Annotated in this window: 25 protein-coding genes; 12 read left to right on the top strand and 13 right to left on the bottom strand. The window is 62.6% G+C overall.

The genetic code is table 11. The features are described 5' to 3' along the window. Window position 1: 1 nt before the first annotated feature. From AC1D0I_RS18255 to hemF, 3 genes are all read right to left on the bottom strand, one after another. A complete protein-coding gene (locus tag AC1D0I_RS18255; protein ID WP_095090837.1) occupies window positions 2-187 on the bottom strand; it encodes a DUF1059 domain-containing protein in 186 nt (61 codons plus the stop codon). Between the two features lie 229 nt (window positions 188-416). Beyond that, window positions 417-677, bottom strand: a complete 261-nt coding sequence (locus AC1D0I_RS18250; protein ID WP_457151226.1) for a DUF1344 domain-containing protein — start codon at window positions 675-677, stop codon at window positions 417-419. Between the two features lie 268 nt (window positions 678-945). Beyond that, a complete protein-coding gene (gene hemF / locus AC1D0I_RS18245; RefSeq protein ID WP_095090838.1) occupies window positions 946-1,860 on the bottom strand; it encodes an oxygen-dependent coproporphyrinogen oxidase in 915 nt (304 codons plus the stop codon). Between the two features lie 125 nt (window positions 1,861-1,985). On the opposite strand from hemF, the gene AC1D0I_RS18240 reads away from it, so the two are divergent. Next, window positions 1,986-2,243 (top strand): hypothetical protein, encoded by a 258-nt coding sequence (locus AC1D0I_RS18240; protein ID WP_477228224.1) that lies wholly within the window; start codon window positions 1,986-1,988, stop codon window positions 2,241-2,243. On the opposite strand, the gene soxR is transcribed toward AC1D0I_RS18240, so the two are convergent. Both soxR and AC1D0I_RS18230 read right to left on the bottom strand, forming a co-directional pair. Then, window positions 2,240-2,719, bottom strand: coding sequence for a redox-sensitive transcriptional activator SoxR (gene soxR, locus AC1D0I_RS18235; protein ID WP_457155080.1), 480 nt, complete (start codon window positions 2,717-2,719; stop codon window positions 2,240-2,242). The genes AC1D0I_RS18240 and soxR overlap by 4 nt on opposite strands. A gap of 134 nt (window positions 2,720-2,853) precedes the next feature. Then, window positions 2,854-3,312 carry a tRNA (cytidine(34)-2'-O)-methyltransferase gene (locus tag AC1D0I_RS18230; RefSeq protein ID WP_477396797.1) on the bottom strand — a complete coding sequence of 153 codons (459 nt, stop codon included), beginning with the start codon at window positions 3,310-3,312 and terminating at the stop codon, window positions 2,854-2,856. A gap of 542 nt (window positions 3,313-3,854) precedes the next feature. Between AC1D0I_RS18230 and AC1D0I_RS18225 the strand changes: the two genes are divergently transcribed. From AC1D0I_RS18225 to AC1D0I_RS18205, 5 genes are all read left to right on the top strand, one after another. Then, complete coding sequence (locus AC1D0I_RS18225) at window positions 3,855-4,199, top strand: hypothetical protein (protein ID WP_477396795.1); 345 nt, start codon at window positions 3,855-3,857, stop codon at window positions 4,197-4,199. A gap of 28 nt (window positions 4,200-4,227) precedes the next feature. Then, entirely contained in the window at window positions 4,228-6,111 is a 1,884-nt protein-coding gene (locus tag AC1D0I_RS18220; protein WP_477396793.1) for an ABC transporter ATP-binding protein, read from the top strand. A gap of 10 nt (window positions 6,112-6,121) precedes the next feature. Beyond that, a complete protein-coding gene (locus tag AC1D0I_RS18215) occupies window positions 6,122-8,005 on the top strand; it encodes an ABC transporter ATP-binding protein (protein ID WP_477396887.1) in 1,884 nt (627 codons plus the stop codon). 221 nt (window positions 8,006-8,226) lie between these two features. Then, on the top strand, window positions 8,227-8,490 hold the full coding sequence (locus AC1D0I_RS18210; RefSeq protein WP_477396792.1) for a GNAT family N-acetyltransferase: 264 nt from the start codon (window positions 8,227-8,229) through the stop codon (window positions 8,488-8,490). A 1-nt stretch (window position 8,491) separates the two neighbouring features. Then, a complete protein-coding gene (locus AC1D0I_RS18205; RefSeq protein WP_477396790.1) occupies window positions 8,492-8,797 on the top strand; it encodes a DUF6665 family protein in 306 nt (101 codons plus the stop codon). Window positions 8,798-8,854: 57 nt separating this feature from the next. On the opposite strand, the gene AC1D0I_RS18200 is transcribed toward AC1D0I_RS18205, so the two are convergent. After that, window positions 8,855-9,199, bottom strand: a complete 345-nt coding sequence (locus AC1D0I_RS18200) for a cupin domain-containing protein (protein ID WP_477396789.1) — start codon at window positions 9,197-9,199, stop codon at window positions 8,855-8,857. 314 nt (window positions 9,200-9,513) lie between these two features. Between AC1D0I_RS18200 and petA the strand changes: the two genes are divergently transcribed. The 6 genes from petA (at window position 9,514) to AC1D0I_RS18170 (ending at window position 14,985) form a co-directional block, all read left to right on the top strand. Beyond that, window positions 9,514-10,074, top strand: coding sequence for a ubiquinol-cytochrome c reductase iron-sulfur subunit (gene petA, locus AC1D0I_RS18195; protein ID WP_457154199.1), 561 nt, complete (start codon window positions 9,514-9,516; stop codon window positions 10,072-10,074). Between the two features lie 16 nt (window positions 10,075-10,090). Beyond that, the gene (locus AC1D0I_RS18190) at window positions 10,091-11,392 is read left to right on the top strand and encodes a cytochrome b (RefSeq protein WP_477396787.1); all 1,302 of its coding nucleotides are present in this window, start codon (window positions 10,091-10,093) and stop codon (window positions 11,390-11,392) included. 28 nt (window positions 11,393-11,420) lie between these two features. Further along, entirely contained in the window at window positions 11,421-12,278 is an 858-nt protein-coding gene (locus tag AC1D0I_RS18185) for a cytochrome c1 (RefSeq protein ID WP_477396785.1), read from the top strand. A 129-nt stretch (window positions 12,279-12,407) separates the two neighbouring features. Beyond that, the gene (locus AC1D0I_RS18180) at window positions 12,408-13,103 is read left to right on the top strand and encodes an acid phosphatase (RefSeq protein WP_184874675.1); all 696 of its coding nucleotides are present in this window, start codon (window positions 12,408-12,410) and stop codon (window positions 13,101-13,103) included. Between the two features lie 181 nt (window positions 13,104-13,284). Further along, a complete protein-coding gene (locus AC1D0I_RS18175; RefSeq protein ID WP_477396783.1) occupies window positions 13,285-14,430 on the top strand; it encodes an alpha-hydroxy acid oxidase in 1,146 nt (381 codons plus the stop codon). Between the two features lie 9 nt (window positions 14,431-14,439). Beyond that, window positions 14,440-14,985, top strand: coding sequence for an adenine phosphoribosyltransferase (locus AC1D0I_RS18170; RefSeq protein ID WP_095090850.1), 546 nt, complete (start codon window positions 14,440-14,442; stop codon window positions 14,983-14,985). Between the two features lie 124 nt (window positions 14,986-15,109). Here the strand turns inward: AC1D0I_RS18170 and AC1D0I_RS18165 are convergent, their stop codons facing one another. From AC1D0I_RS18165 to AC1D0I_RS18135, 7 genes are all read right to left on the bottom strand, one after another. After that, entirely contained in the window at window positions 15,110-15,580 is a 471-nt protein-coding gene (locus AC1D0I_RS18165) for a MaoC family dehydratase (RefSeq protein ID WP_477289521.1), read from the bottom strand. Further along, window positions 15,577-16,047, bottom strand: a complete 471-nt coding sequence (locus AC1D0I_RS18160; RefSeq protein WP_477396885.1) for a MaoC family dehydratase — start codon at window positions 16,045-16,047, stop codon at window positions 15,577-15,579. The genes AC1D0I_RS18165 and AC1D0I_RS18160 overlap by 4 nt, the downstream gene beginning before the upstream one ends. Before the next feature lie 127 nt (window positions 16,048-16,174). Then, window positions 16,175-17,149 (bottom strand): magnesium/cobalt transporter CorA, encoded by a 975-nt coding sequence (gene corA, locus AC1D0I_RS18155; RefSeq protein WP_095090853.1) that lies wholly within the window; start codon window positions 17,147-17,149, stop codon window positions 16,175-16,177. Window positions 17,150-17,362: 213 nt separating this feature from the next. Beyond that, window positions 17,363-18,466, bottom strand: coding sequence for a redox-regulated ATPase YchF (gene ychF, locus AC1D0I_RS18150; protein WP_095090854.1), 1,104 nt, complete (start codon window positions 18,464-18,466; stop codon window positions 17,363-17,365). Window positions 18,467-18,564: 98 nt separating this feature from the next. Next, on the bottom strand, window positions 18,565-19,287 hold the full coding sequence (gene pth, locus AC1D0I_RS18145) for an aminoacyl-tRNA hydrolase (RefSeq protein WP_477300340.1): 723 nt from the start codon (window positions 19,285-19,287) through the stop codon (window positions 18,565-18,567). A 23-nt stretch (window positions 19,288-19,310) separates the two neighbouring features. Beyond that, window positions 19,311-19,952, bottom strand: a complete 642-nt coding sequence (locus AC1D0I_RS18140; protein WP_184874668.1) for a 50S ribosomal protein L25/general stress protein Ctc — start codon at window positions 19,950-19,952, stop codon at window positions 19,311-19,313. A 165-nt stretch (window positions 19,953-20,117) separates the two neighbouring features. Continuing rightward, window positions 20,118-21,152: a class I SAM-dependent methyltransferase gene (locus AC1D0I_RS18135; protein WP_477396781.1), complete on the bottom strand. Its 1,035-nt coding sequence runs from the start codon at window positions 21,150-21,152 to the stop codon at window positions 20,118-20,120. Between the last annotated feature and the right edge of the window lies 1 nt (window position 21,153).

Below are 21,153 nucleotides of genomic sequence, written 5' to 3'. Positions count from 1 at the left end.
GTCACGCAGCGTCGCGGGTCTTCTCGATGCGCGAGCGGATCGCCTCGATCATCGTCTCGCGGATGACCGCTTCGCCATGGGTCTCGCGCATGTGCTCGACGGCACGGCGCATGACCTCGGCCTCCTCGTCGGCACGTGTGTGCCAGTCACAGCCGGGCACGAGCGACCCGCAGTGAAATTGTTTCATGGGATTTCTCCTTKTCCTCCGCGGAGCCCGAGGCTCCGATAGTTTTTCGGCTCATGGTCCAAATCCAGGATGGGAACTTGGGGCCGCGAGCGGGGGGAACAGCATAACACAGATGGGGCGGCATTGGTCGCAGTCAACGGCGAAAAGGCGGAGCAGCGCTGCTCCGCCCTCTTACGCTACCCCGAAACAGGACCAGAGATCGTCTCGTCCTGTTGTGGCAGGCAGGCCGTCACTTTGCGATCTTGACGGCCTCGGCAACCTTGTTCTTGCCGCTCATCTCCCATGAGACGCGAACCTTTTCACCGACCTGAAGGCCAGGATCCTTGAAGGTCTTGGGAAGCGTAAAAGACGATCCGTCATCGAGGACAAGGCTCATGGCCGTTGCGTCAAAGGTCTTGATCGTTCCGGTGGTGTGCTTGACGGCGGCGAATGCCACCGAACCGGAAGCGAGAAGGGCAGCGGCGGCAGCCGAAACAATGATCCTGCGCATTGCGAAGTACTCCTGGAAAAGGCGGGTATCCTTTTTGACGAAGATGTCCCGCATCGTCTGGGCCGTCCGGTCGCGTCGGGTCGCGGCTCGCTTTGCTTTGCTCTCAGGCGAACCGCCGGCGCTTCCCGACCCGGCGCAGGAAATAGGCCAGCTTTTTCAATCGCCTATTAGACGAAAAAGAAATCTTTCGCGGTGCTGCATGCCACATTCCATGCCCATTTCGAGCAAATGGGACATCAATGCGGCTCACATCGCGCTCACCATTTTGTTACGGCCAGCGGACCTCTGGCGGCAGGCTGGAGAGGATGGAGGCGACATTGCCGCCGGTCTTCAGTCCGAAGATGGTGCCGCGATCGTGAAGCAGGTTGAATTCGACATAGCGGCCACGGCGGATGAGCTGTTCGTCGCGGTCGCCATCGGTCCAGTTCTCATTGAAGTTGGCGCGCACGAGGTGGCCGTAGACGACGAGAAAAGATCGTCCGACATCCTGGACGAAGTTGAAATCGGCATTCCAGCCCCCTTTGTCCTCGCCCGAATGCAGCCAGTCGAAGAAGATGCCGCCGGTGCCGCGCGGCTCGTTGCGATGCGGCAGATAGAAATACTCGTCGCACCAGGCCTTGAATTTCGGATAATCGGCGACCTCGGGGCTCTTCTCGCAAGCGAACTGCATGGCTCGGTGGAAGGCGATGGTGTCGGGATCGTCCTGGGTGCGGCGACGGTCGAGCACCGGCGTCAAATCGGCGCCGCCGCCGAACCATTGGCTAGACGTGACGACCATGCGGGTGTTCATGTGCACGGCCGGAACGTTGGGGTTCCAGGGGTGAGCGATCAGCGAAATGCCGCTGGCCCAGAAGCGCGGGTCTTCCTCGGCGCCGGGCATCTGCTTCCTGAATTCGGGTGAGAACTCGCCATAGACCGTCGAGGTGTGGACGCCGACCTTCTCGAAGACGCGGCCGTGCATCATCGACATGGTGCCGCCGCCGCCGCGGCCCTCGTCGCGCTCCCATGGCGTCTTTTCGAAACGGCCGGGCGACCATGAGGCCAGCGGGCCGCCAAGATCCTGCTCGATCTGCTCGAAGGCGCCACAGATGCGTTCGCGCAGCGCCTCGAACCACAGGCGCGCCTTCATCTTCTTCTGTTCGATGTCGGCGGGCAGGCCTGCCGGTATTTCAGGTCGTTCCAAGTGCCGTCTCCGGTTGCGGGGGGCCGAGTCCTTACAAATGACTCGTCTTTTGCCGGCGCGATCCCTAATCTCTTAAGGGCAAGGGTCAAGTGTCCAAGCGTCATTAAGGTGCAAGGAGTTGTTTCGTGCGCACCCCGGCAAGACCACCGCTGGATGGCCTGAAGAAAAGGCTCGACCAAAGCCGGGCTGAGCGCACGCGCATGCCACGCGACGGGTTTTTGCGCGAGACCTTCGTGCTGCCGCGCTCCGATGCGCGCCTCAAGGCCAAGGAATGGTTCGAGCGCTTTCCCAAGCAGGCCTACTGGACCGAGATCGAAAGCTGGTTCGAGCGCCCGGGCGACCTGATCGAATTCACCATCAGGCGGCTGCCGGCGGCGGATTAGGATTTCAGGTACCTTTTCCCCGAACGGAGAGAAGGTGTAGCCACCAACCGTCTCGCCCCCGTGCCGTCCCTAGACAGGCGGTCGCCCTTGTTCCTGAGCGGGCATTTGTCGATCGACATGCAGCCGCAGCCGATGCAGTCGGTCAGCCCGTCGCGCAGTTTCTTCAACTGGGCGATCTTGTGATCGAGCCCGTCGCGCCAGGCGGTGGACAAAAGGTTCCAGTCGTCGCGGGTCGGCGTGCGGCCCTCTGGCAGGGATGCCAATGCGGCACCGATCTCGGCCAGCGAGATGCCGACCTCCTGCGCGACCTTGATGATCGCCACGCGCCGCAGCACGTCGCGGCCGTAGCGGCGCTGGTTGCCGGACGTGCGGTGGCTACGGATCAGGCCGCGCGCCTCATAGAAATGCAGCGCCGACACCGCCACCCCGCTGCGCATCGCCACCTGGCCGACCGTTAATTCCGTTACTGGTGCCATCCTTGCTTTCCCGCCTCGATTTTATCGCTTGACCTCAAGTTAAGTTGAGCTTGTAGCAAGAAACCCAGGATGTGCAAATGAAGGAGAGGGCGATGTGCGCCTGGGTCAAATTGACGGGGGTTGCCAGCGAACTCCTAGCCGAGTTGCCGGATGGCTTCACCCGCCACCATGGCGACGGACAGCGCGACGTTGATACTGCGCGCGGCACCCTGCATGGGGATGGTCAGCCGCGCATCCGCCGCTTGATGGACAGCATCCGGCACGCCTGCGGATTCGCGGCCGAACAAAAGGATGTCGCCACTGGCGAAGGCAAAGCTCGTGTAGGGAATCGCGGCCTTGGTCGACAGAAGCACCAGCCGGCGGGCGCCCGCCCTGCGCCAGTCCTCGAAGGCGTGCCAATCGACATGCCGGGTCAGATCAGCCATTTCGAGGTAATCCATGCCGGCTCGCCTAAGCGCCCGGTCGGAGAGCGGAAAGCCGGCCGGTTCGATGATATCGACGCCAAGGCCGAGGCAAGCGGCAAAGCGCAGGATTGTGCCGGTGTTGCCGGCGATATCAGGCTGGTAGAGCGCGATGCGGAGACGGTCGTTCATTTCCGCGTCCTTCTAATAAGTGGCAGATCGGCCACAGCCGGCTCCCGGTTTTGGAAATTGCTGGACCTGCGGGTGGCCATTTTCTGCGAAGTCGGGTATGTCAGACCCATTGTCAACCCGAACCGATGGAGGGGAAATTCATGATGACCATGCACATCCAGCGCCCCTCTCGTGGGCTTGTTCGCCCCATGGCGGTTTCGGTACGACAATTCTCCTGACTCTCTAAGAGTTGATCGCACCGATTCCCGCCGAAACGCTTTTTCGGCTCTCGAAGGAATCCTGCGATGTTTTTCAAACTGTCAAAGGGGCTGAACGCCCCGCCTGAACGTGTCCAGACCGACGCTTGTCGTGTCCAGACTGACGCCCGCCGTCATGTCCAGACCAACGACTACCGTCGTGTCCAGACCGACGCAATCCGTGCCTCCGGCCGAATGCCGGCGGACGATATAGATTCACCTTTTCATCTCTATTTTCACACGGAGGACGGACCGATGTTCGATCCCTACAGAATACCTGGCTCGAGGAGYCTGCACGACCAGAAAATGGCAACCTGGGCGCTGCTGATCGGCGAAACCTATTCGTCGGCGGTGCATGCCGAAGTCCGCCGCCGGCCGCATCGCGGCATGCTGCCGGATGTCGATTTCTCGCACGCGGTTCCCGACCCGAGCCGGCCGTCGCTGGTGCGCCGGATCATCCGGCTGATCCGGCCGGGGCCGAAGCTGCGGGTTGTCGACACCGCGCCGTCAGGATCGACAAGCACGGCTGTCGGCGAAAAGAGCGCGAGCCCCTATATAGCGCGAAGCAGGACCGATGGCTCGGACGATGCCGAGCCATCGGTCCTTGACGCCGAGCGGTCTGGCGACTTCGTACGTTCCCACGCCGCGTGAGCGGAAAACAGATTTGTGAGCATGACTTATGTTGTTCGGCTGGTTTGAAAAAAGGCTCGACCCGTTCCCCGCAGCGGAACCGGTCGAGCCGCCCAAGACGCTGGTCGCCTTCTGCGTGCATTACACACGCGGGGCCTGGCCCTACATCCTTCTTGACGCGGTGCTGGTGACGGCCATCGCCATCGCCGAAGTGTGGATGTTCGGCTTCCTCGGCCGGATCGTCGACTGGCTGTCGGGGCAGAATCGCGAAACCTTCCTGCAGACGGAAGCCTGGAAGCTCGCCGGCATGGCGTTCATCGTGCTGTTCGCGCTGCCGGGAACGGTGTGGCTCCATTCGCTGCTCAACCAGCAGACGCTGATGGGCAACTATCCCATGCGCATACGCTGGCAGGTGCACCGCTACCTGCTCAAGCAATCGATGAGCTTCTACCAGGACGAGTTCGCCGGCCGCATCGCCACCAAGCTGATGCAGACAGCGCTTGCCGTGCGCGAATGCGTCATCAAGCTGATCGATGTGTTGAACTACGTCATCGTTTATTTCCTAGGCATGCTGTTCATCGTCGGCTCGGCCGACTGGCGGCTGGCAACGCCGCTTGTCGTCTGGCTCGTCGGCTATGTCCTGCTGCTGCGCTATTTCATTCCGCGGCTTGGCAAGGTCGGCGAAGAACAGGCCAATGCCCGATCGACCATGACCGGCCGCGTCGTCGACAGCTACAGCAACATCCAGACCGTCAAGCTGTTCAGCCATGCCCGCCGCGAAGCATCCTTCGCCAAGGAGGGCATGGCCGGCTTCCTCGAGACGGTCTACCGGTCGATGCGGCTGGTGACGGTGCTGTATGGCGTCCTCTATATCCTGAACGCGCTGCTGCTGTTCTCCGTCACAGCGCTGTCGCTGTGGCTGTGGCTGGGGCAGGCGGTGACGATCGGCGCGGTCGCTGTGGTCATCGGGCTGGTGCTCCGGATGTGGGGCATGTCGCAGTGGATCATGTGGGAAATGTCGGGCCTGTTCGAGAACATCGGCACAGTGCAGGACGGCATCGCCTCGATCTCGTTGCCGCGTCTGGTCGAGGACCAGCCGGGGGCCAAGGACATCGCCGTCACCAGGGGCGAGATCCGCTTCGACGACATCCGTTTCCACTATGGCAAGCAGAAAGGTGTCATCGAGGGCCTGTCGCTGACGGTGAAGCCGGGCGAGAAGGTCGGCATTGTCGGTCGCTCGGGCGCCGGCAAGTCTACGCTGGTCAACCTCCTGCTGCGCTTCTACGACCTGGAAGCTGGCCGGATTCTGATCGACGGCCAGGAGATCGCCGGCGTGACGCAGGATTCGCTGCGCGCCCAGATCGGCATGGTCACGCAGGACACCTCGCTACTGCATCGTTCGGTGCGCGAGAACATCCTCTATGGCCGCCCTGACGCCAGCGACGAGCTGCTCGTCGAGGCGGCCCGGCGCGCCGAGGCGCTGGACTTCATCTCCGGGCTTTCGGATGCCAAGGACCGCAAGGGATTCGACGCCCATGTCGGCGACCGTGGCGTCAAATTGTCCGGCGGCCAGCGGCAACGCATCGCCATTGCTCGCGTTATGTTGAAGGACGCACCTATACTTATCCTTGACGAGGCGACGTCCGCGCTCGATTCCGAGGCTGAAGCGGCCATCCAGGAGAATCTCTACAAGCTCATGCAAGGCAAGACCGTCATCGCCATCGCGCACCGGCTGTCGACCATCGCGGCGATGGACAGGCTGGTGGTGATGGACAGGGGCCACGTCATCGAGGACGGTTCGCACGAGGAACTCGTCGCCCGGGGCGGGCTCTACGCGCAGCTCTGGCAGCGTCAGTCGGGAGGGTTCCTGCTCGACGACGGCCCGGCCGATGCCGCCAATGACGCACGTGCGAAGGGGCAAGCCGCAGAATGATGGCCGCCGCATGATGACAGCCGTCTATCGCTGGTTCGAGAACTGGGTCTATCCGTTCAGGGAGCCGGCGAATCTTCGGCCACCGACCAGCGTCGGCGGTTTTCTCTGGCACTATGTCGGCCAGGCGAAATTCGCCTTTTTCGCCATGCTGCTCATCGGCGGCATCGCACCGCTGGTCGAAGCCGGCCTGTTCTACTTCGTCGGGCGGCTGGTCGACATTCTCGACCAGCTTCCCGGCGAGCGCAGCTGGCACGCGCTGTGGAATGCCGCCGGCCCCGAACTGGTGTTCATGATCGCGGTGGTGCTGGTCATCCGCACCATCGTCGTCGGCCTGTCGGCGCTGGTCGACGAACAGACAATCACGCCCGGCTTCTACAATCTGGTGCGCTGGCAGGCGCACCGGTACGTGTCGCGCCAGTCCTACGCCTTCTTCCAAAACGATTTCGCCGGCCGCATCGCCACCAAGGTCTGGCAGGCGGGCCAAGCCACCGGCGACCTGATGGAAAGCTTCATCGAGGTCATCTGGTTCATGATCGTCTATACGGTGACGACGCTGGCGCTGGTCGCCGGGCTGGACCTCAGGCTGGCGGTGCTGGTGGTGATCTGGATTTCCGCCTTCGGCTGGCTGGCCAAGCTCTATCTGCCGGCAATCCGCAAGCACGCCGAGGAAACCGCCGAAGCCGGCTCGATGATCAACGGCCGCATCGTCGATTCCTATTCAAACGTGCAGACGCTGAAACTGTTCTCGTCTGATGGCGACGACCGCTACATCAAGAACGGCTTCGACATCTATCTCGACGCGCTGCGCCCGTTCACCCGCCGGCTGACCGGCGTGCGCATGGCGCTGACGACACTGTCGGGCATCATGATCACGACGATCGGTTGCTTTGCCGTCTATCTGTGGCTCGAAGGCTCGATCACCGTCGGCGCGGTCGCCTTCACGCTGTCGCTGGTGCTGCGGCTCAACATGCTGCTCGGCCGGGTGATGATGCAGCTCAACGGCATATTGCGTAATCTCGGTGTGCTGGAAAACTCCAAGGCCCTGGTCTCGCAGCCGCTCGGCCTCACCGATGCGCCCGGCGCAAAAGAACTCGTGGTGGCCGGTGGGCGCATCGAGGTCAAGAATGTCGAGTTCCACTACGGCAAGGGGTTCGGCGTGCTCAACGGCATCGACCTAGTCGTGCGGCCGGGTGAAAAGGTCGGGCTGGTCGGGCCGTCCGGCGCCGGCAAGACGACGCTCGCCAATCTGATCCTGCGGCTCTACGATCTGGAAAGCGGGTCCATCACCATCGACGGTCAGGACGTCGCTTGTGTGACGCAGAATTCGCTGCGCGCCAATATCGGTGTCGTCAGCCAGGACACGGCACTGTTCCACCGTTCGCTGCGCGACAACATCAAACTCGGCATGCCTGACGCGACCGATGCCGAGGTGATCGCTGCGGCCAGGAAGGCCGAGGCGCACGAATTCATCGTGGGCCTTCGCGACAACCGGGACCGTGCCGGCTACGAGGCCTTTGTCGGCGAGCGCGGCGTCAAACTGTCGGGCGGCCAGCGCCAGCGCGTGGCAATCGCCCGCGTCTTCCTCAAGGACGCGCCGATCCTGATCCTCGACGAGGCGACGTCGGCGCTGGACTCGGACATCGAGGCGGCGATCCAGGAGAACCTGGCGCTGCTGATGGAGGACAAGACGGTCATTGCCATCGCACATCGGCTGTCGACCATCGCCGCGCTCGACCGGCTGGTGGTGCTCGACGGCGGCCGCATCGTCGAACAAGGCACGCATGACGAACTGGTAGCGCTCGACGGGCTCTATGCGCGGCTGTGGACACGGCAGTCCGGCGGCTTCCTCTATCACGAGGAAAGCGTGCTCGAAGAGACACGACCGGCGGAATAAAGGGGCGGCGGAGTGAGGCATGGGTGGATCGACGGAGGTCGGCTATGTGCTCAAACGGCTCCGGCCAACCACGCCGGCCTTCGACGCGCTGAAGGAGGAGAGCCGGCTGGAGGGCTACTGGATGCTGGTGCGCCTGGCGGATGGCTGGGCGAGCGGCCGCAACAAGTTCCTGAAGCGGGGCGAGGCGCTGTACGGCACATGGCAGCCGCGACCTCGCCGGCGTGTGTGGGCTGAACATCGATCCTTATTTCGAGGCCAGGGACCAGGGCCGGGTCCGGCACCTTTTCGTCGGCGCGCGTCACCGCCGCACCGGCCTCGGCCGCATGATGGTCGAGACCGTCATCGAAAGGGCGCGTCAGCATTTTGCCGCGCTGAACACCCGTGCGCCGCAAGAAGCCTTCGCGTTCTATGAGCGGCTTGGCTTCCAGCCGGTGATAGGCGAAGAATTCGTCACACACCGCATGATTTTTGGGAAAGGAGGTTGAAATGTCGCTGCGTCCGCCATCTGCCAGCGCCACGGCCGCCGAAGCCGCCTTCGATGCGCTCGGCCATGAAATCCTCGCCGAGAAGGCGGCAGCACTCGGCCGCGCCGGTCAGCGGGTCGAGGAAACGCTGGCGAGGCTGCGCGACAATGGCGATGAGAACCTGCGTCCCCGTCTCCTCAAGGAGGCCGCAGAGGCGGTGCACGGCTATTTCATCCAGCGCGAACTGTGCGGATTGCGAAAGCATGACGCCGTCATCCGCGAATACAACATCCCGAAGGCGGTTCTGGTCAGGCTCGGCGCGAAATAGCTCTTTTGTTCGACCATGACCTCCGGCGAAAACTGGTTCCCGCTTTCGGGATCATGGTCATTCCAGCCATTCGGTGATGAAGGTGCCGTTCTCGTGGATGTCGGTGGTCTCCAGCGGGCCCGGGCCGAGATTGGTGAATTTGTGCGGCGTGTTGGGTGGAACGATCACGATCTGGCCGGCAAAGGCCTCGATCTCCTGGTCGCCGACCGTGAACAGGCAGGTGCCCTGGCGGATGATGAAGATCTCTGCGTAGGGATGCGTGTGGAGCCGGGGGCCGCCGCCGACATCAGGCAGATAGTTGAAGATCAGGCAGGACTTGGAGCCGTAGGCGCCGCATTGCAGCTCGCCCTTCCAGCCGTCGGAGCGAACAGCCCATGTGTCGCGGTCTATGACGTGTGCCATGGCGGCGAGGATAGACCGGGCCGGTGTCCGGTGTCGAGGTGGAGGCGAACCCCGGAATTGCGGTTGTTTCCCTGTTGTTTAGCGATCTTCGGCAGCCATCCGGCGCCGCGCTGACCGAGGACGGATTTTGTCCCCGCGACAATCTGCCCTTGTGCCTTCACCCGTCTGGACAAAAACGGGCTTCACGCATAAACCGAAGTCCAAATGCCGGAGGAATTCGCAAGCCTGTTCGCCATGCGCTGTCGGGTTGGCGCAATTGAGCGGGGAACAAGGCTCAGCCACCGGCGCGGAATAGGCGAAAGGATCAGGCACCCGTGAGCGCAACCGACACCCAGGATCCCAACCGTCGTGATTTTCTCTATGTCGCCACCGGCATGGCCGCGGTGGTCGGCGCGGGTGCCCTCGCATGGCCGTTCATCGACCAGATGCGCCCTGACGCCTCGACACTGGCGTTGGCTTCCGTCGAGGTCGACGTCGCTTCACTCACCCCGGGCATGTCGCTGATCGTCAAATGGCGTGGCAAGCCTGTCGTGGTGCGCAACCGCACCGAGCAGGAGATGAAGGACGGCGAGGCGGTCAAGCTGACAGACCTCAAGGATCCGATCGCCCGCAACGCGAACCTTCCGGCCGACGCGCCGGCGACCGACGCCAACCGCACCACGCCCGGCAAGGAAGCCTGGATGGTGATGGTCCAGGTCTGCACGCATCTGGGCTGCATTCCGCTCGGCCAGGAAGGCGAATTCGGCGGCTGGTTCTGCCCGTGCCACGGTTCGCAATACGACACGGCCGGCCGCATTCGCAAAGGCCCGGCGCCCGAGAACATGGCAGTGCCGGTATTCAAGTTCATTTCCGATACCAAGATCCTTATCGGTTGAGGCAGGGGATATTTCGATGAGCGAGGGACACTCGACCTATACGCCCAAGACCGGTATCGAACGCTGGTTCGACGCCCGCATGCCGCTGCCGCGGATGGTCTATGACAGTTTCATCGCCTATCCGGTGCCGCGCAACCTGAACTATGCGTGGACCTTCGGCGGTATCCTGGCGATCATGCTGGTGTCGCAGATCCTGACCGGCATCGTGCTGGCCATGCACTTTGCAGCCGACACCAGTCTCGCCTTCGATTCGGTCGAGAAGATCATGCGCGACGTGAATTCGGGCTGGCTGTTGCGCTATCTCCATGCCACAGGCGCCTCGTTCTTCTTTATGGCCGTTTATATCCACATCTTCCGTGGCCTTTATTACGGCTCCTACAAGGCGCCGCGCGAGCTGCTGTGGATCCTCGGCTGTATCATCTACCTCCTGATGATGGCGACGGCCTTCATGGGCTATGTGCTGCCGTGGGGCCAGATGAGCTTCTGGGGCGCCACCGTCATCACCGGCTTCTTCAGCGCAATCCCGCTGGTCGGCGAATGGATCCAGCAACTGCTGCTCGGCGGTTTCGCCGTCGACAACCCGACACTGAACCGCTTCTTTGCGCTGCACTACCTCTTGCCGTTCATGATCGCCGGCGTCGTCGTGCTGCATGTCTGGGCGCTGCATGTCGTCGGCCAGTCGAATCCGACCGGCATCGAGGTCAAGTCGAAGACCGACACCGTCGCCTTCACCCCTTACGCGACCATCAAGGACGCGTTCGGCATGATCGTGTTCCTGTTCTTCTTCGCCTATTTCGTCTTCTACATTCCGAATTTCCTTATGGCGCCCGACAATTACATCGTGGCCAATCCGCTGAAGACACCGGCGCATATCGTGCCTGAATGGTACTTCCTGCCGTTCTACGCGATCCTGCGCGCCATCACTTTCAACATCGGGCCGATCAATTCCAAGCTCGGCGGCGTGATCTGCATGTTCGGCGCCATCGTCATGCTGTTCCTGGTGCCGTGGCTTGACACCTCGAAGGTGCGGTCGGCGGTGTACCGGCCCTGGTACAAGCTGTTCTTCTGGCTGTTCGTGGCCGATGCCATCCTGCTCGGCTGGCTGGGCTCGCAGCCGGCGGAAGGCAGCTACGTGTTCATGGCGCAGATGGCGACACTGTTCTACTTCGCCTTCTTCCTGGTCGCGCTGCCGGTGCTCGGCCTGATCGAGACGCCGCGGCGGCTGCCGAATTCGATCACCGAAGCGGTGCTCGAGAAGAACAAGGGTGGCGGTCATCATCCTGCGGGGGCTACGGCCGCGCCGGAAACCAAGGGCTGAGCGGGTAGAGAATCTAAGGGGATTTGGCATGAAGAAGATTCTCACCTCGCTGGCGTTGCTTGGCCTCGTGGTTGTTGGCACCGGGGCGATCGCCGCCGAGGAGGCACACAACGCGGCCGCACCGACGCATTTCCCGATCAACGAGCCGAAGGAGATCGACTGGAGCTTCGCCGGGCCGTTCGGCACCTACGACAAGGCGCAGCTGCAGCGTGGCCTGAAGGTCTACAAGGAAGTCTGTTCGGCCTGCCATTCGATGAATTTGGTGGCGTTCCGCACGCTGTCGGACCTCGGCTATTCGGACGCGCAGATCAAGACGCTGGCGGCCGAGTACACCATCCACGACGGCCCGAACGACGCCGGCGACATGTTCGACCGCCCCGGCAAGCCGTCCGACCACTTCCCGCCGCCATTCGCCAACGAGGAAGCCGCCGCTGCCTCGAATGGCGGTGCCGCTCCGCCCGACATGTCGCTGCTGGCCAAGGCGCGCGGTGTCGAGCGCGGCTTCCCGCGCTTCGTCTTCGATATCTTCACGCAGTATGCCGCGGGCGGCCCCGACTACATCCATTCGCTGCTGACGGGCTACGACCAGACGCCGCCTGCCGGAATGGTCATCCCGGAAGGCACTCACTACAATCCGTACTTCATGTCAGGCGTGTCGCTGAAGATGCCCAAGCCGCTGTCCGACGGCCAGGTGACCTATGACGACGGCGCGCCTCAGACCATCGATCAGTATTCCCGCGACGTCTCTGCCTTCCTGATGTGGGCGGCCGAGCCGCATATGGAAGACCGCAAGAAGACCGGCTTCCGCGTGCTGGTGTTCCTGCTTTTGTTCGGCGCGCTGGTCTATCTCACCAAGCGCAAGGTGTGGGAAGGCGTGGCGCACTAAACCGCGCACAGCCATACGATCAAAAAAGGGCGCCGAAAGGCGCCCTTTTGCTTTTGTGGAGGCCGGTGGTGTCACATGGCCGTCACCGCATCTGGCGATCCTGTGCCGCTCTCATCAAAGGATCGCACCATGAAAAGATACGCATCGCTCGCGGCAGGCCTTCTGCTGCTCATCGTCGGCTCGGCTGCGCAAGCGGAAGATGCCCAGCCCTTCGTCACCAACAAGGATGTCGACCTGACGATGATCCTGCCGCCACCGCCCGCGAACGACTCGGCGCAGACCAAGGCCGAACTTGGCGAGGTGCTGACGCTGCAGGTGACGCGCACGCCCGAAATGGTGGCCAGCGCTGTTGCCGACGCCGAGGAGAATGTCTGGCGCTTCGCCAATGTCATGGGGCCGAAGTTCAACAAGGAAACGCTGCCGAAATTCAGTGCTTTCTTCGATCGTGTGGTGGCCACCGAAGGCGCCGTCGTCGATCCGGCCAAGGATGTCTGGAAGCGTCCGCGTCCGCACCAGCTCAGCGACCTTGTCAAGCCCGCGGTCAAGCTGTCCAGCTCCGGTTCATGGCCTTCCGGCCACGCCACCGTCGGCACCATGATGGGCATCATCCTGTCCGACATGGTTCCGGAAAAGCGCGCCGAGATCATGGCGCGTGCGGCTGAATACGCCCACAATCGCGAGGTTGGCGGTATCCATTACGCGTCCGATGTCGAGATGGGCAAGATTTCCGGCAGCGTGATCGCCGCCGTCCTGCTTAACCGGGACGACTTCAAGGCCGAATACGACGTGGCCAAGGCCGAGCTTCGTTCCGATCTCGGCATGTAATCTTTCGCCGGCTGCCGGTTTTCGACGAAAGGGGCGCTTCGGGCGCCCCTTTTTGTGCTGGTGGTTGTAGCTCGTGGGGCAGCTCGGCAATTAGGCCGTTGGCACGGAGACAACAGGTTGATATTCGACGCACCAAACGGTGGCGAAGCGATTGCCACGATTTGACGTCTGGAAATCAATGATGCGGCTCAGCGACTGTCACAATTTTTCTGATTTCCGCCGCATGGCGCAACGGCGGCTGCCGGGGCCGATCTTCGACTATATCGACGGCGCGGCGGACGACGAGGTCACCTATCGCCGCAACACCGAAAGCTTCGAGACCTGCGATCTGGTTCCCAACGTCCTGCGCGGCGTCAGCGAGATAGACATGTCGGTGACGGTGATGGGTCAAAAGCTGGCGATGCCGGTCTATTGTTCGCCGACCGCCTTGCAGCGGCTGTTCCATCATCAGGGCGAGCGCGCGGTCGCCAAGGCCGCCGCCAAATACGGCACGATGTTCGGCGTCTCCTCGCTTGGTACCGTCAGCCTCGAGGAGGCGCGCGGGATCAGCAGCGGCCCGCAGGTCTACCAGTTCTATTTCCATCGGGATCGCGGCCTCAACCGGGCGATGATGCAGCGAGCAAAGGAGGTTGGCGTCGAAGTGATGATGCTGACCGTCGACAGCATCACAGGGGGAAACCGCGAACGCGACAAACGCACCGGCTTTGCCATCCCCTTCAAGCTCAACCTGGCCGGGATGCTGCAGTTCGCGATCAAGCCGGCCTGGGCGATCAATTATTTCACCCATGAGGGGTTCAAGCTGCCGCAACTGGACGAGCATGTCGACATGGGCGGCGGCACCATGTCGATCGGCCGTTACTTCACCGAAATGCTCGACCCGTCGATGACGTGGGACGATGTCGCAGAGATGGTCAGGCTGTGGTCGGGTCCGTTCTGCCTCAAGGGCGTCATGTCTGTGGAGGACGCCAAACGCGCCGTCGAGATCGGATGCAGCGGCATCGTGCTGTCGAACCATGGCGGCCGGCAGCTGGATGGCTCGCGAGCGGCGTTCGACCAGCTTGCCGAGATCGTCGACGCGGTCGGCGACAAGATCGACGTCATCATGGATGGCGGCGTGCAGCGCGGCACTCATGTGCTGAAGGCGCTGTCGCTCGGCGCCAAGGCGGTCGGCGTCGGCCGCTACTATCTGTTCCCGCTCGCGGCGGCCGGCCAGCCGGGCGTCGAACGGGCGCTCGAACAGATGCGGGTCGAGATCGAACGCGGCATGAAGCTGATGGGCTGCAGTTCGATCGAACAATTGTCGCGCAAGAATCTCCGTTTCAGGTAATCTCGACCCATGAAATCCTCCCTCGAAGACTCACTGCTTGCCGCGATCCGTACCATTCCGGATTATCCCAAGCCCGGCATTCTGTTTCGCGACATCACCACGCTGCTCGGCAATGCGCGCGCCTTCCGCCGCGCCATCGACGAGCTGGTGCATCCCTATGCCGGCCAGAAGATCGACAAGATCGCCGGCATCGAGGCGCGGGGTTTCATCCTTGGCGGCGCCGTCGCCCATCAGCTCTCGGCCGGTTTCGTGCCGATCCGCAAGAAGGGCAAGCTGCCGTTCGAGACCGTGCGCGTCGCCTACAGCCTTGAATACGGGCTCGACGAGATGGAGATGCACAAGGACGGCGTTTCTCCGGGCGAGAAGGTGATCCTGGTCGACGATCTGATCGCCACCGGCGGCACCGCGGAAGCGGCGGTCAAGCTGCTGCGGCAGATCGGCGCCGACATTCTTGCAGCCTGCTTCGTCATCGACCTGCCGGATCTTGGCGGCCGCGCCAAGCTCGAAGCGCTCGGCGTGCCGGTGAGGACGCTGATCGGATTCGAGGGGCATTGAGGGGACCTCTTGCCTTCTCCCCTTGTGGGAGAAGGTGGCCGAGCGAAGCTCGGTCGGATGAGGGGTGTTCCAGGGAGCACCGACGTCTTCTCCCACAGGCGGGAGAACGGAAGAAGCGCCGGGCTTACTCCACCTTCACCAGCACTGCGCTTTCGAACTCCAGCACCTTGTCGCCGGTCGAATCGAAGGCCTCGCAACGCAACGCCAGCAGCCGCCAGCCGGGGCGTGAGGCGATCGGCCGGTGGGAAAGTGCCGTACGCGTGAAGGTGATCGTTTGCCCGGCATAGACCGGCTTCAGCCATTTCAGGTTCTTAAAGCCAGGCGAGGGGCCGAATTCCGGCACCGGGCCGGGCCCGCTCCACGCAGCGATCTCGGCGTCCATGCTGCTTGCCAGATTGAGTTTCATCCAGGTCGCGGCCGTGTGCCAGCCCGACGCGCAGAGCCCGCCGAGCACGCTCTTCTTGGCTGCTTCCTCGTCGATATGGAAAATCTGCGGGTCGTATTTCCTCGCGAACGCCTTGATCGCCTCTGGCTCGAATGTGTGCGAGCCGAGCGTAACGGTGGTGCCGATGCGGAAGAATTCGTCCAGTGTCATGCCAGGCTCCCGGCAGCGTCGCGCGTGAGGAACATGACGGAGTTTTCGAGCTCGAAGACGCTTTCGCCGCGCTGGTTGAGCAGTTCGCCGCGCATGGTGACGAAGCCGAGCTGCGGCTTCGATTTGGAAAGCCGTTTGGCAACAACGACGAGACTGCCGATCAGCATGTCGCCGGCCAGCACCGGCTTCTTCCATTTCACCTGATCGACGCCGGGCGATCCCTGGCAGGTGGAGTCGAGCAGGAAAGCATCGCACAGCATGCGCATGAACATGGCTGAGGTATGCCAGCCCGAAGCGGAGAGGCCGCCGAGGATGCTCGCCTTGCCGGCTTCCTCATCGAGATGCATGGGCTGCGCGTCGAATTCGCTGGCGAACTCGATGATTTCGGCGGCGCTCACTTGCGTGCTGCCGAGGTCGAACAAGGCGCCCTCGACGAAGTCCTCATAGGCCCAGGTTTTTGCGGTCATCATAGTCTGGAATCCGGCTCATAGACCCACGATTTCGGATCGGGGTTTCCGGATGCAGGCAGGGCGCCGTTTGGTCAAGAGATTTCTATAGCGCCACGTCACGGCCACGTGGCCTTTGGCGGACGGGTCAAAGCCAGCCGCGGCGGCGGAAATACCAGAAGGGCAGGATCGCCGACAGGATCATCAGGCCGATCGCGAAGGGATAGCCGAGCTGCCATTTGAGCTCGGGGATGATGTCGAAATTCATGCCGTAGATCGAAGCCACCAGCGTCGGCGGCAGGAAGATGACGGCGGCGACCGAGAAGATCTTGATGATGGCGTTCTGCTCGATCGAGATCATGCCGAGCGTGGCATCGAGCAGGAAGCTGATCTTCTGCGACAGGAAGGTGGCGTGGTCGGCGAGCGACAGCACGTCGCGCGACAGCGTCTTGATGCGTGCCTTGGTGTCCTTGCTCATCTTGGTCCGGGTCGAGGCGTGGGCGAAGAAACCGGCGAGGCGCTGCAGCGAGATCAGGCTGTCGCGGATCGAGGAGGCGATGTCCTCCTTGCGGCCGATGGCTTTCAGGAGTTCCTGGAAGTCGCGATTGCGCTTCGAAACCTTGGTCGACCGCGCCTCGAAGATATCGCGTGATATCGCCTCGATGTCGCGGCCGGCGCGCTCCAGGATATCGGCGAGGCGATCGACGATCGCCTCCAGCAACCCGATCAAGATGGTGTCGCCGCTGGTGCAGCCGGTCGCCACCTTTTCAGCGCGCTGCGGAAAGGTCTTGAATGCCTTCGGTTCGTGATAGCGCACGGTGATCAGCCGGGAGCCGGCGAGCACAAAGGTGACCGGCGACATCAGGGGATCGTCAACCTCGGTCTGGGCGGGCAGGGTGGCGGTCATGAAGTAGGCGCCGTCCTCGACATAGAGGCGGCTCGAAATCTCGATCTCCTCCATCTCCTCGCGCGTCGGAATGGCGACGCCGAGCCAGCTTTCGATCGCCACTTCCTCTTCCCTGGTCGGGTTGAGCAGGTCGGCCCAGACGACGTTCTCGCCGTTTGCCAGGAGATCGTCGATGACGCGCAGGCGGTCATTGTCCACGACGAAGGCCTTGATCATCGCCGGGTCTCCCTTGTTGGGGCCAAAGGGTGCGTTCGGATTGAAGCTCGTGTCGGATGGCACGGCGGTCCGGCGCGTGCACCTGCCGCTTAGTCCTGTGGCGTGACAAAATCAAGACAAGCAACTGGCGGGCGAATGACTCCGGCGGCTCGGAAGAACTCTTAGAGATGCCGGTACCGGAAGGGCTTGCCGCCAGGCGTGATCGTCACAAAATCAGGTGTTGAACTTGAACAGCAGGACGTCGCCGTCCTGGACGACATATTCCTTGCCTTCGTCGCGCGCCTTGCCGGCTTCCTTGGCCGCCACTTCGCCGCCCAGCGTGATGAAGTCGTTGTAGGCGATGGTCTGGGCGCGGATGAAGCCGCGCTCGAAATCGGTGTGGATGACGCCGGCGGCCTGCGGCGCCTTGGCGCCCTTGTGTACGGTCCAGGCGCGCGTTTCCTTGGGGCCGGCGGTGAAATAGGTGATCAGCTGCAACAGCTCGTAGCCGGCGCGGATGACCTTGTTCAGGCCGGGCTCGTCGAGGCCGAGCGACGACAGGAATTCCATCTCCTCCTCGTCCGACAACTGGGCGACTTCCGCTTCGATCGCGGCCGAGATCACCACGGTGCTGGCGCCTTGCGCGGTGGCCATCTTTTCCACGGCCCTTGTGTGCTCGTTGCCGGTGGCGGCGTCGGCCTCGGCGACATTGCAGACATAGAGCACGGGATGCGAGGTCAGAAGGTTCAGCCCCTGCAGGATGCGCAGGTCGTCCGCCGAAATACCCTTGAGCAAGATGCGGGTCGGCTTGCCGGCCTGCAGCAGCTCGAGCGCTGCCTCCATCAGCGGCAGCACGGTCGTCGCTTCCTTGTCCTTGCTGCCAGCGCGCTTGCGGATCTGCACGATGCGCCGCTCGAGGCTGTCGAGATCGGCGAGCATCAGCTCGGTCTCGACCGTCTCGGCGTCGGCGACGGGGTCGATGCGGCCCTCGACATGGGTGATGTCGTCATCCTCGAAGCAGCGCAGCACGTGCACGATTGCGTCGACCTCGCGGATGTTGGCGAGGAACTGGTTGCCGAGGCCTTCGCCCTTCGAGGCGCCGCGCACTAGGCCGGCAATGTCGACGAAGGAGATGCGGGTCGGGATGATCTCCTTCGACTTGGCGATCGCCGCGATCTTCTGCAGGCGCGGATCGGGCACCGCCACCTCGCCGGTGTTCGGTTCGATGGTGCAGAACGGATAGTTGGCGGCCTGCGCCGCCGCCGTCCTGGTCAGCGCGTTGAAAAGCGTCGACTTGCCGACATTGGGCAAGCCAACGATGCCGCATTTGAAACCCATTTTGTCCGGTCCTATCGGGAAATCGAAATTTGATCAGGGCTATGAGCGATAGGGGTGATCAACGTCAAGCCCTGTAACGCCGCACGATCCTGCTGCGTTCACTCCTTGCCGAAGAGTTTCTTCAGCATCGCGGCCATCGGGCCGCTTTCCGGCAGCTTGACCGCCGGCTGCTGCGGGCGGGCCTGGCGGACGTGACTTTGCTGCTTGGGCGCCGGCTGCTTTGGCGCCTGCTTTTCCGGCTCCGGCGCGGCCTTACCCTGGACGGCGAGGCTGGCCTTGTTCATGAAGCCGGATTCGTCGCCCTTGACGATCATGGCGGCGTTGTCGGCGATCGCGTCGAGCAGCGGTTCCAGCCATTCGCGGTCGGTCTTGGCGAAATCGCCGAGCACGTGATGCTGGACCATTTCCTTGACGCCGGGATGGCCGACGCCGATGCGCACGCGGCGATAGGCGTTGCCGACATGGCCGTCGATCGAGCGGATGCCGTTATGGCCGCCGGCGCCGCCGCCGGTCTTGATGCGCAGCTTGCCCTCGGCAAGGTCGATCTCGTCGTAGAAGACGGTGAGCGCGGAAAGCTCGAGCTTGTAGAAGCGCAGCGCTTCGCCGACCGACTGGCCGGACAGGTTCATGAAGGTCTGCGGCTTGATCAGGACGATCTTTTCGCCGCCAAGCGTGCCTTCGCTAATCAGGCCCTGGAATTTCTTCGACCAGGGCGAAAAGGAATGGCGGCGGGCGATTGCGTCCGCCGCCATGAAGCCGACATTGTGCCGGTTGTTGGCGTATTTCGCGCCCGGATTGCCGAGACCTGCAAACAGCAGCATCGCCTGCTCCGGGCGTGAAAGAGTTACTTCTCTTCGGCGGCAGGGGCCGCTTCAGGGGTCGCCACTTCAGCCGTGACTTCCGTCTCAGGCTTCATCGCCGACGAACCGGCAATGGTCGCGATGGTGAAGTCGCGGTCGGAGATGACAGGCTTCACACCGGCCGGCAGCTTGACCGCCGAGATGTGGATCGAGTCGCCGATGTCGGCGCCGGTGAGATCGACGGTGATGAATTCCGGGATCGCATTGGCCGGGCAGTGGAACTCGACTTCGTGACGCACGATGTTGAGCACGCCGCCGCGCTTGATGCCGGGCGACTTGTCCTCGTTGATGAAGTGGACAGGCACGTCGACATTGACCTCGGTGTCCTTGCCGATGCGCAGGAAGTCGACATGGACAGGGAAATCCTTGACCGGGTCGAGCTGGAAGTCCTTCGGCAGGACCTGGATCTTCTTGCCGTCGACATCGATCGTGGCGATCGTGGTCAGAAACCCGCCGCCATGGATCTTGTAGTAGATGTCCTTGTAGGTGAGCGCGATGGCCAGGGGAGGCTGCTTGTCACCATAAATTACTGCAGGCACTTTACCGTTGCGGCGAACTGCACGGGCGGACCCCTTACCGACCTGTTCGCGTGCTTCGGCCTTGAGCTCGTAAGTGTCGTGGCTCATGGCATTTCCTTTCGGTTTGTTCTGGAGCGTTCGCGGCCGGCAACGTGCTTGGCCGTAAACGTCGAAAGCCGCCGGGTTAGGCGGCTTTCCGCCGCGTTGCCTCCAAGGGTGTCTACGCGGGTGGCGGCTCTATAGCGGAAGGTGGCCGGAGGTGCAAGCCAAAGGCTAGCCGCGCTTTTCGATGACGGCGTACAGCACGTTGCGGTTCTCGCCAAAGAACACCTTGGCCTCGACGGTGTTGCGGTCGACGCTGGCATTGACGATGTTCCACATGTCGACTTCCGAGCGCAGCAGCAACACCCAGTCCATGAACGTCTCGCGGTACCCGGCGTCAGGATTGCCCTCCGCGTAGTTCGCGAACAGGAATGTCCCGTTCGGCTTCAACATCTGCAGGCAGGTCTTCGTGAGTTTCACGGCAACGTTGTGCGCAAGGTAGTCGTAAAGGCCTGAGGCGTAGATCAAGTCGAACTGGCCCAGCTTGTGGCCCCTCGTGAGCACGGTGCGCACCGAGCCGTCGATGGCTTCGATCGCGGTGCCCTGGAAGTCGCGCGAAATCAATCCAACGCTCTGGGGATCCTGATCGAGCGCAACCCAGCGCTTGAGACGGCCCTCCGCCAGGGCGACTGAGCGATTGGCCTCACGCAAATGGCCGGCCGCGATCGCCAGGACCTCGGTTTGCGGTCCGTTCTTGGCCGCAGCCTCGTCGACATATCGGGTCAAAAGATCGCGTCGTTCCCGGGCCGCGACGCACGACGGCACGTCCTGGGTATGGGTATAGAGCGCCTTGCCGGTCTCCGAGGCGTTTGCCACGCTCTCGGCCACGTGCGGATCACAATAGATGTAGTCGAGCAACTCCGCGTCGCCAGAATACCCCCTGGGCTTGCTGAAGGACCACCGTGTCAGGGGATCCTCGAGAAAATACTCCAGGACCGGGTGGCCCTGCACCACCGGTATCAATGCTTGCCAAACGTCGGGATGCACCTTGGAACGCGTCGCGTTGAGGTGCGACATCAGGCGACGAATGATCTCGGCAGGGTCTTTTCGTTGTTCGATTTGCTGCTGTGTCGCGCTGAGAATGAGCGCCAGCTCCGCGCGAGCGTTTTCGAACTCTTCGCCATGATGCTCGATCGTTCCTCGACGGAGACTGCTGGCGATCATCTTGGCAGTAATCAGGCTTTTGCCATCAAACACGGTTTGCAAC

Source organism: Mesorhizobium sp. P2_D1 (assembly GCF_056404455.1).
The sequence above is the reverse complement of the archived record's forward strand: the minus strand, read 5'-3'. Positions and strand labels throughout refer to the sequence as shown.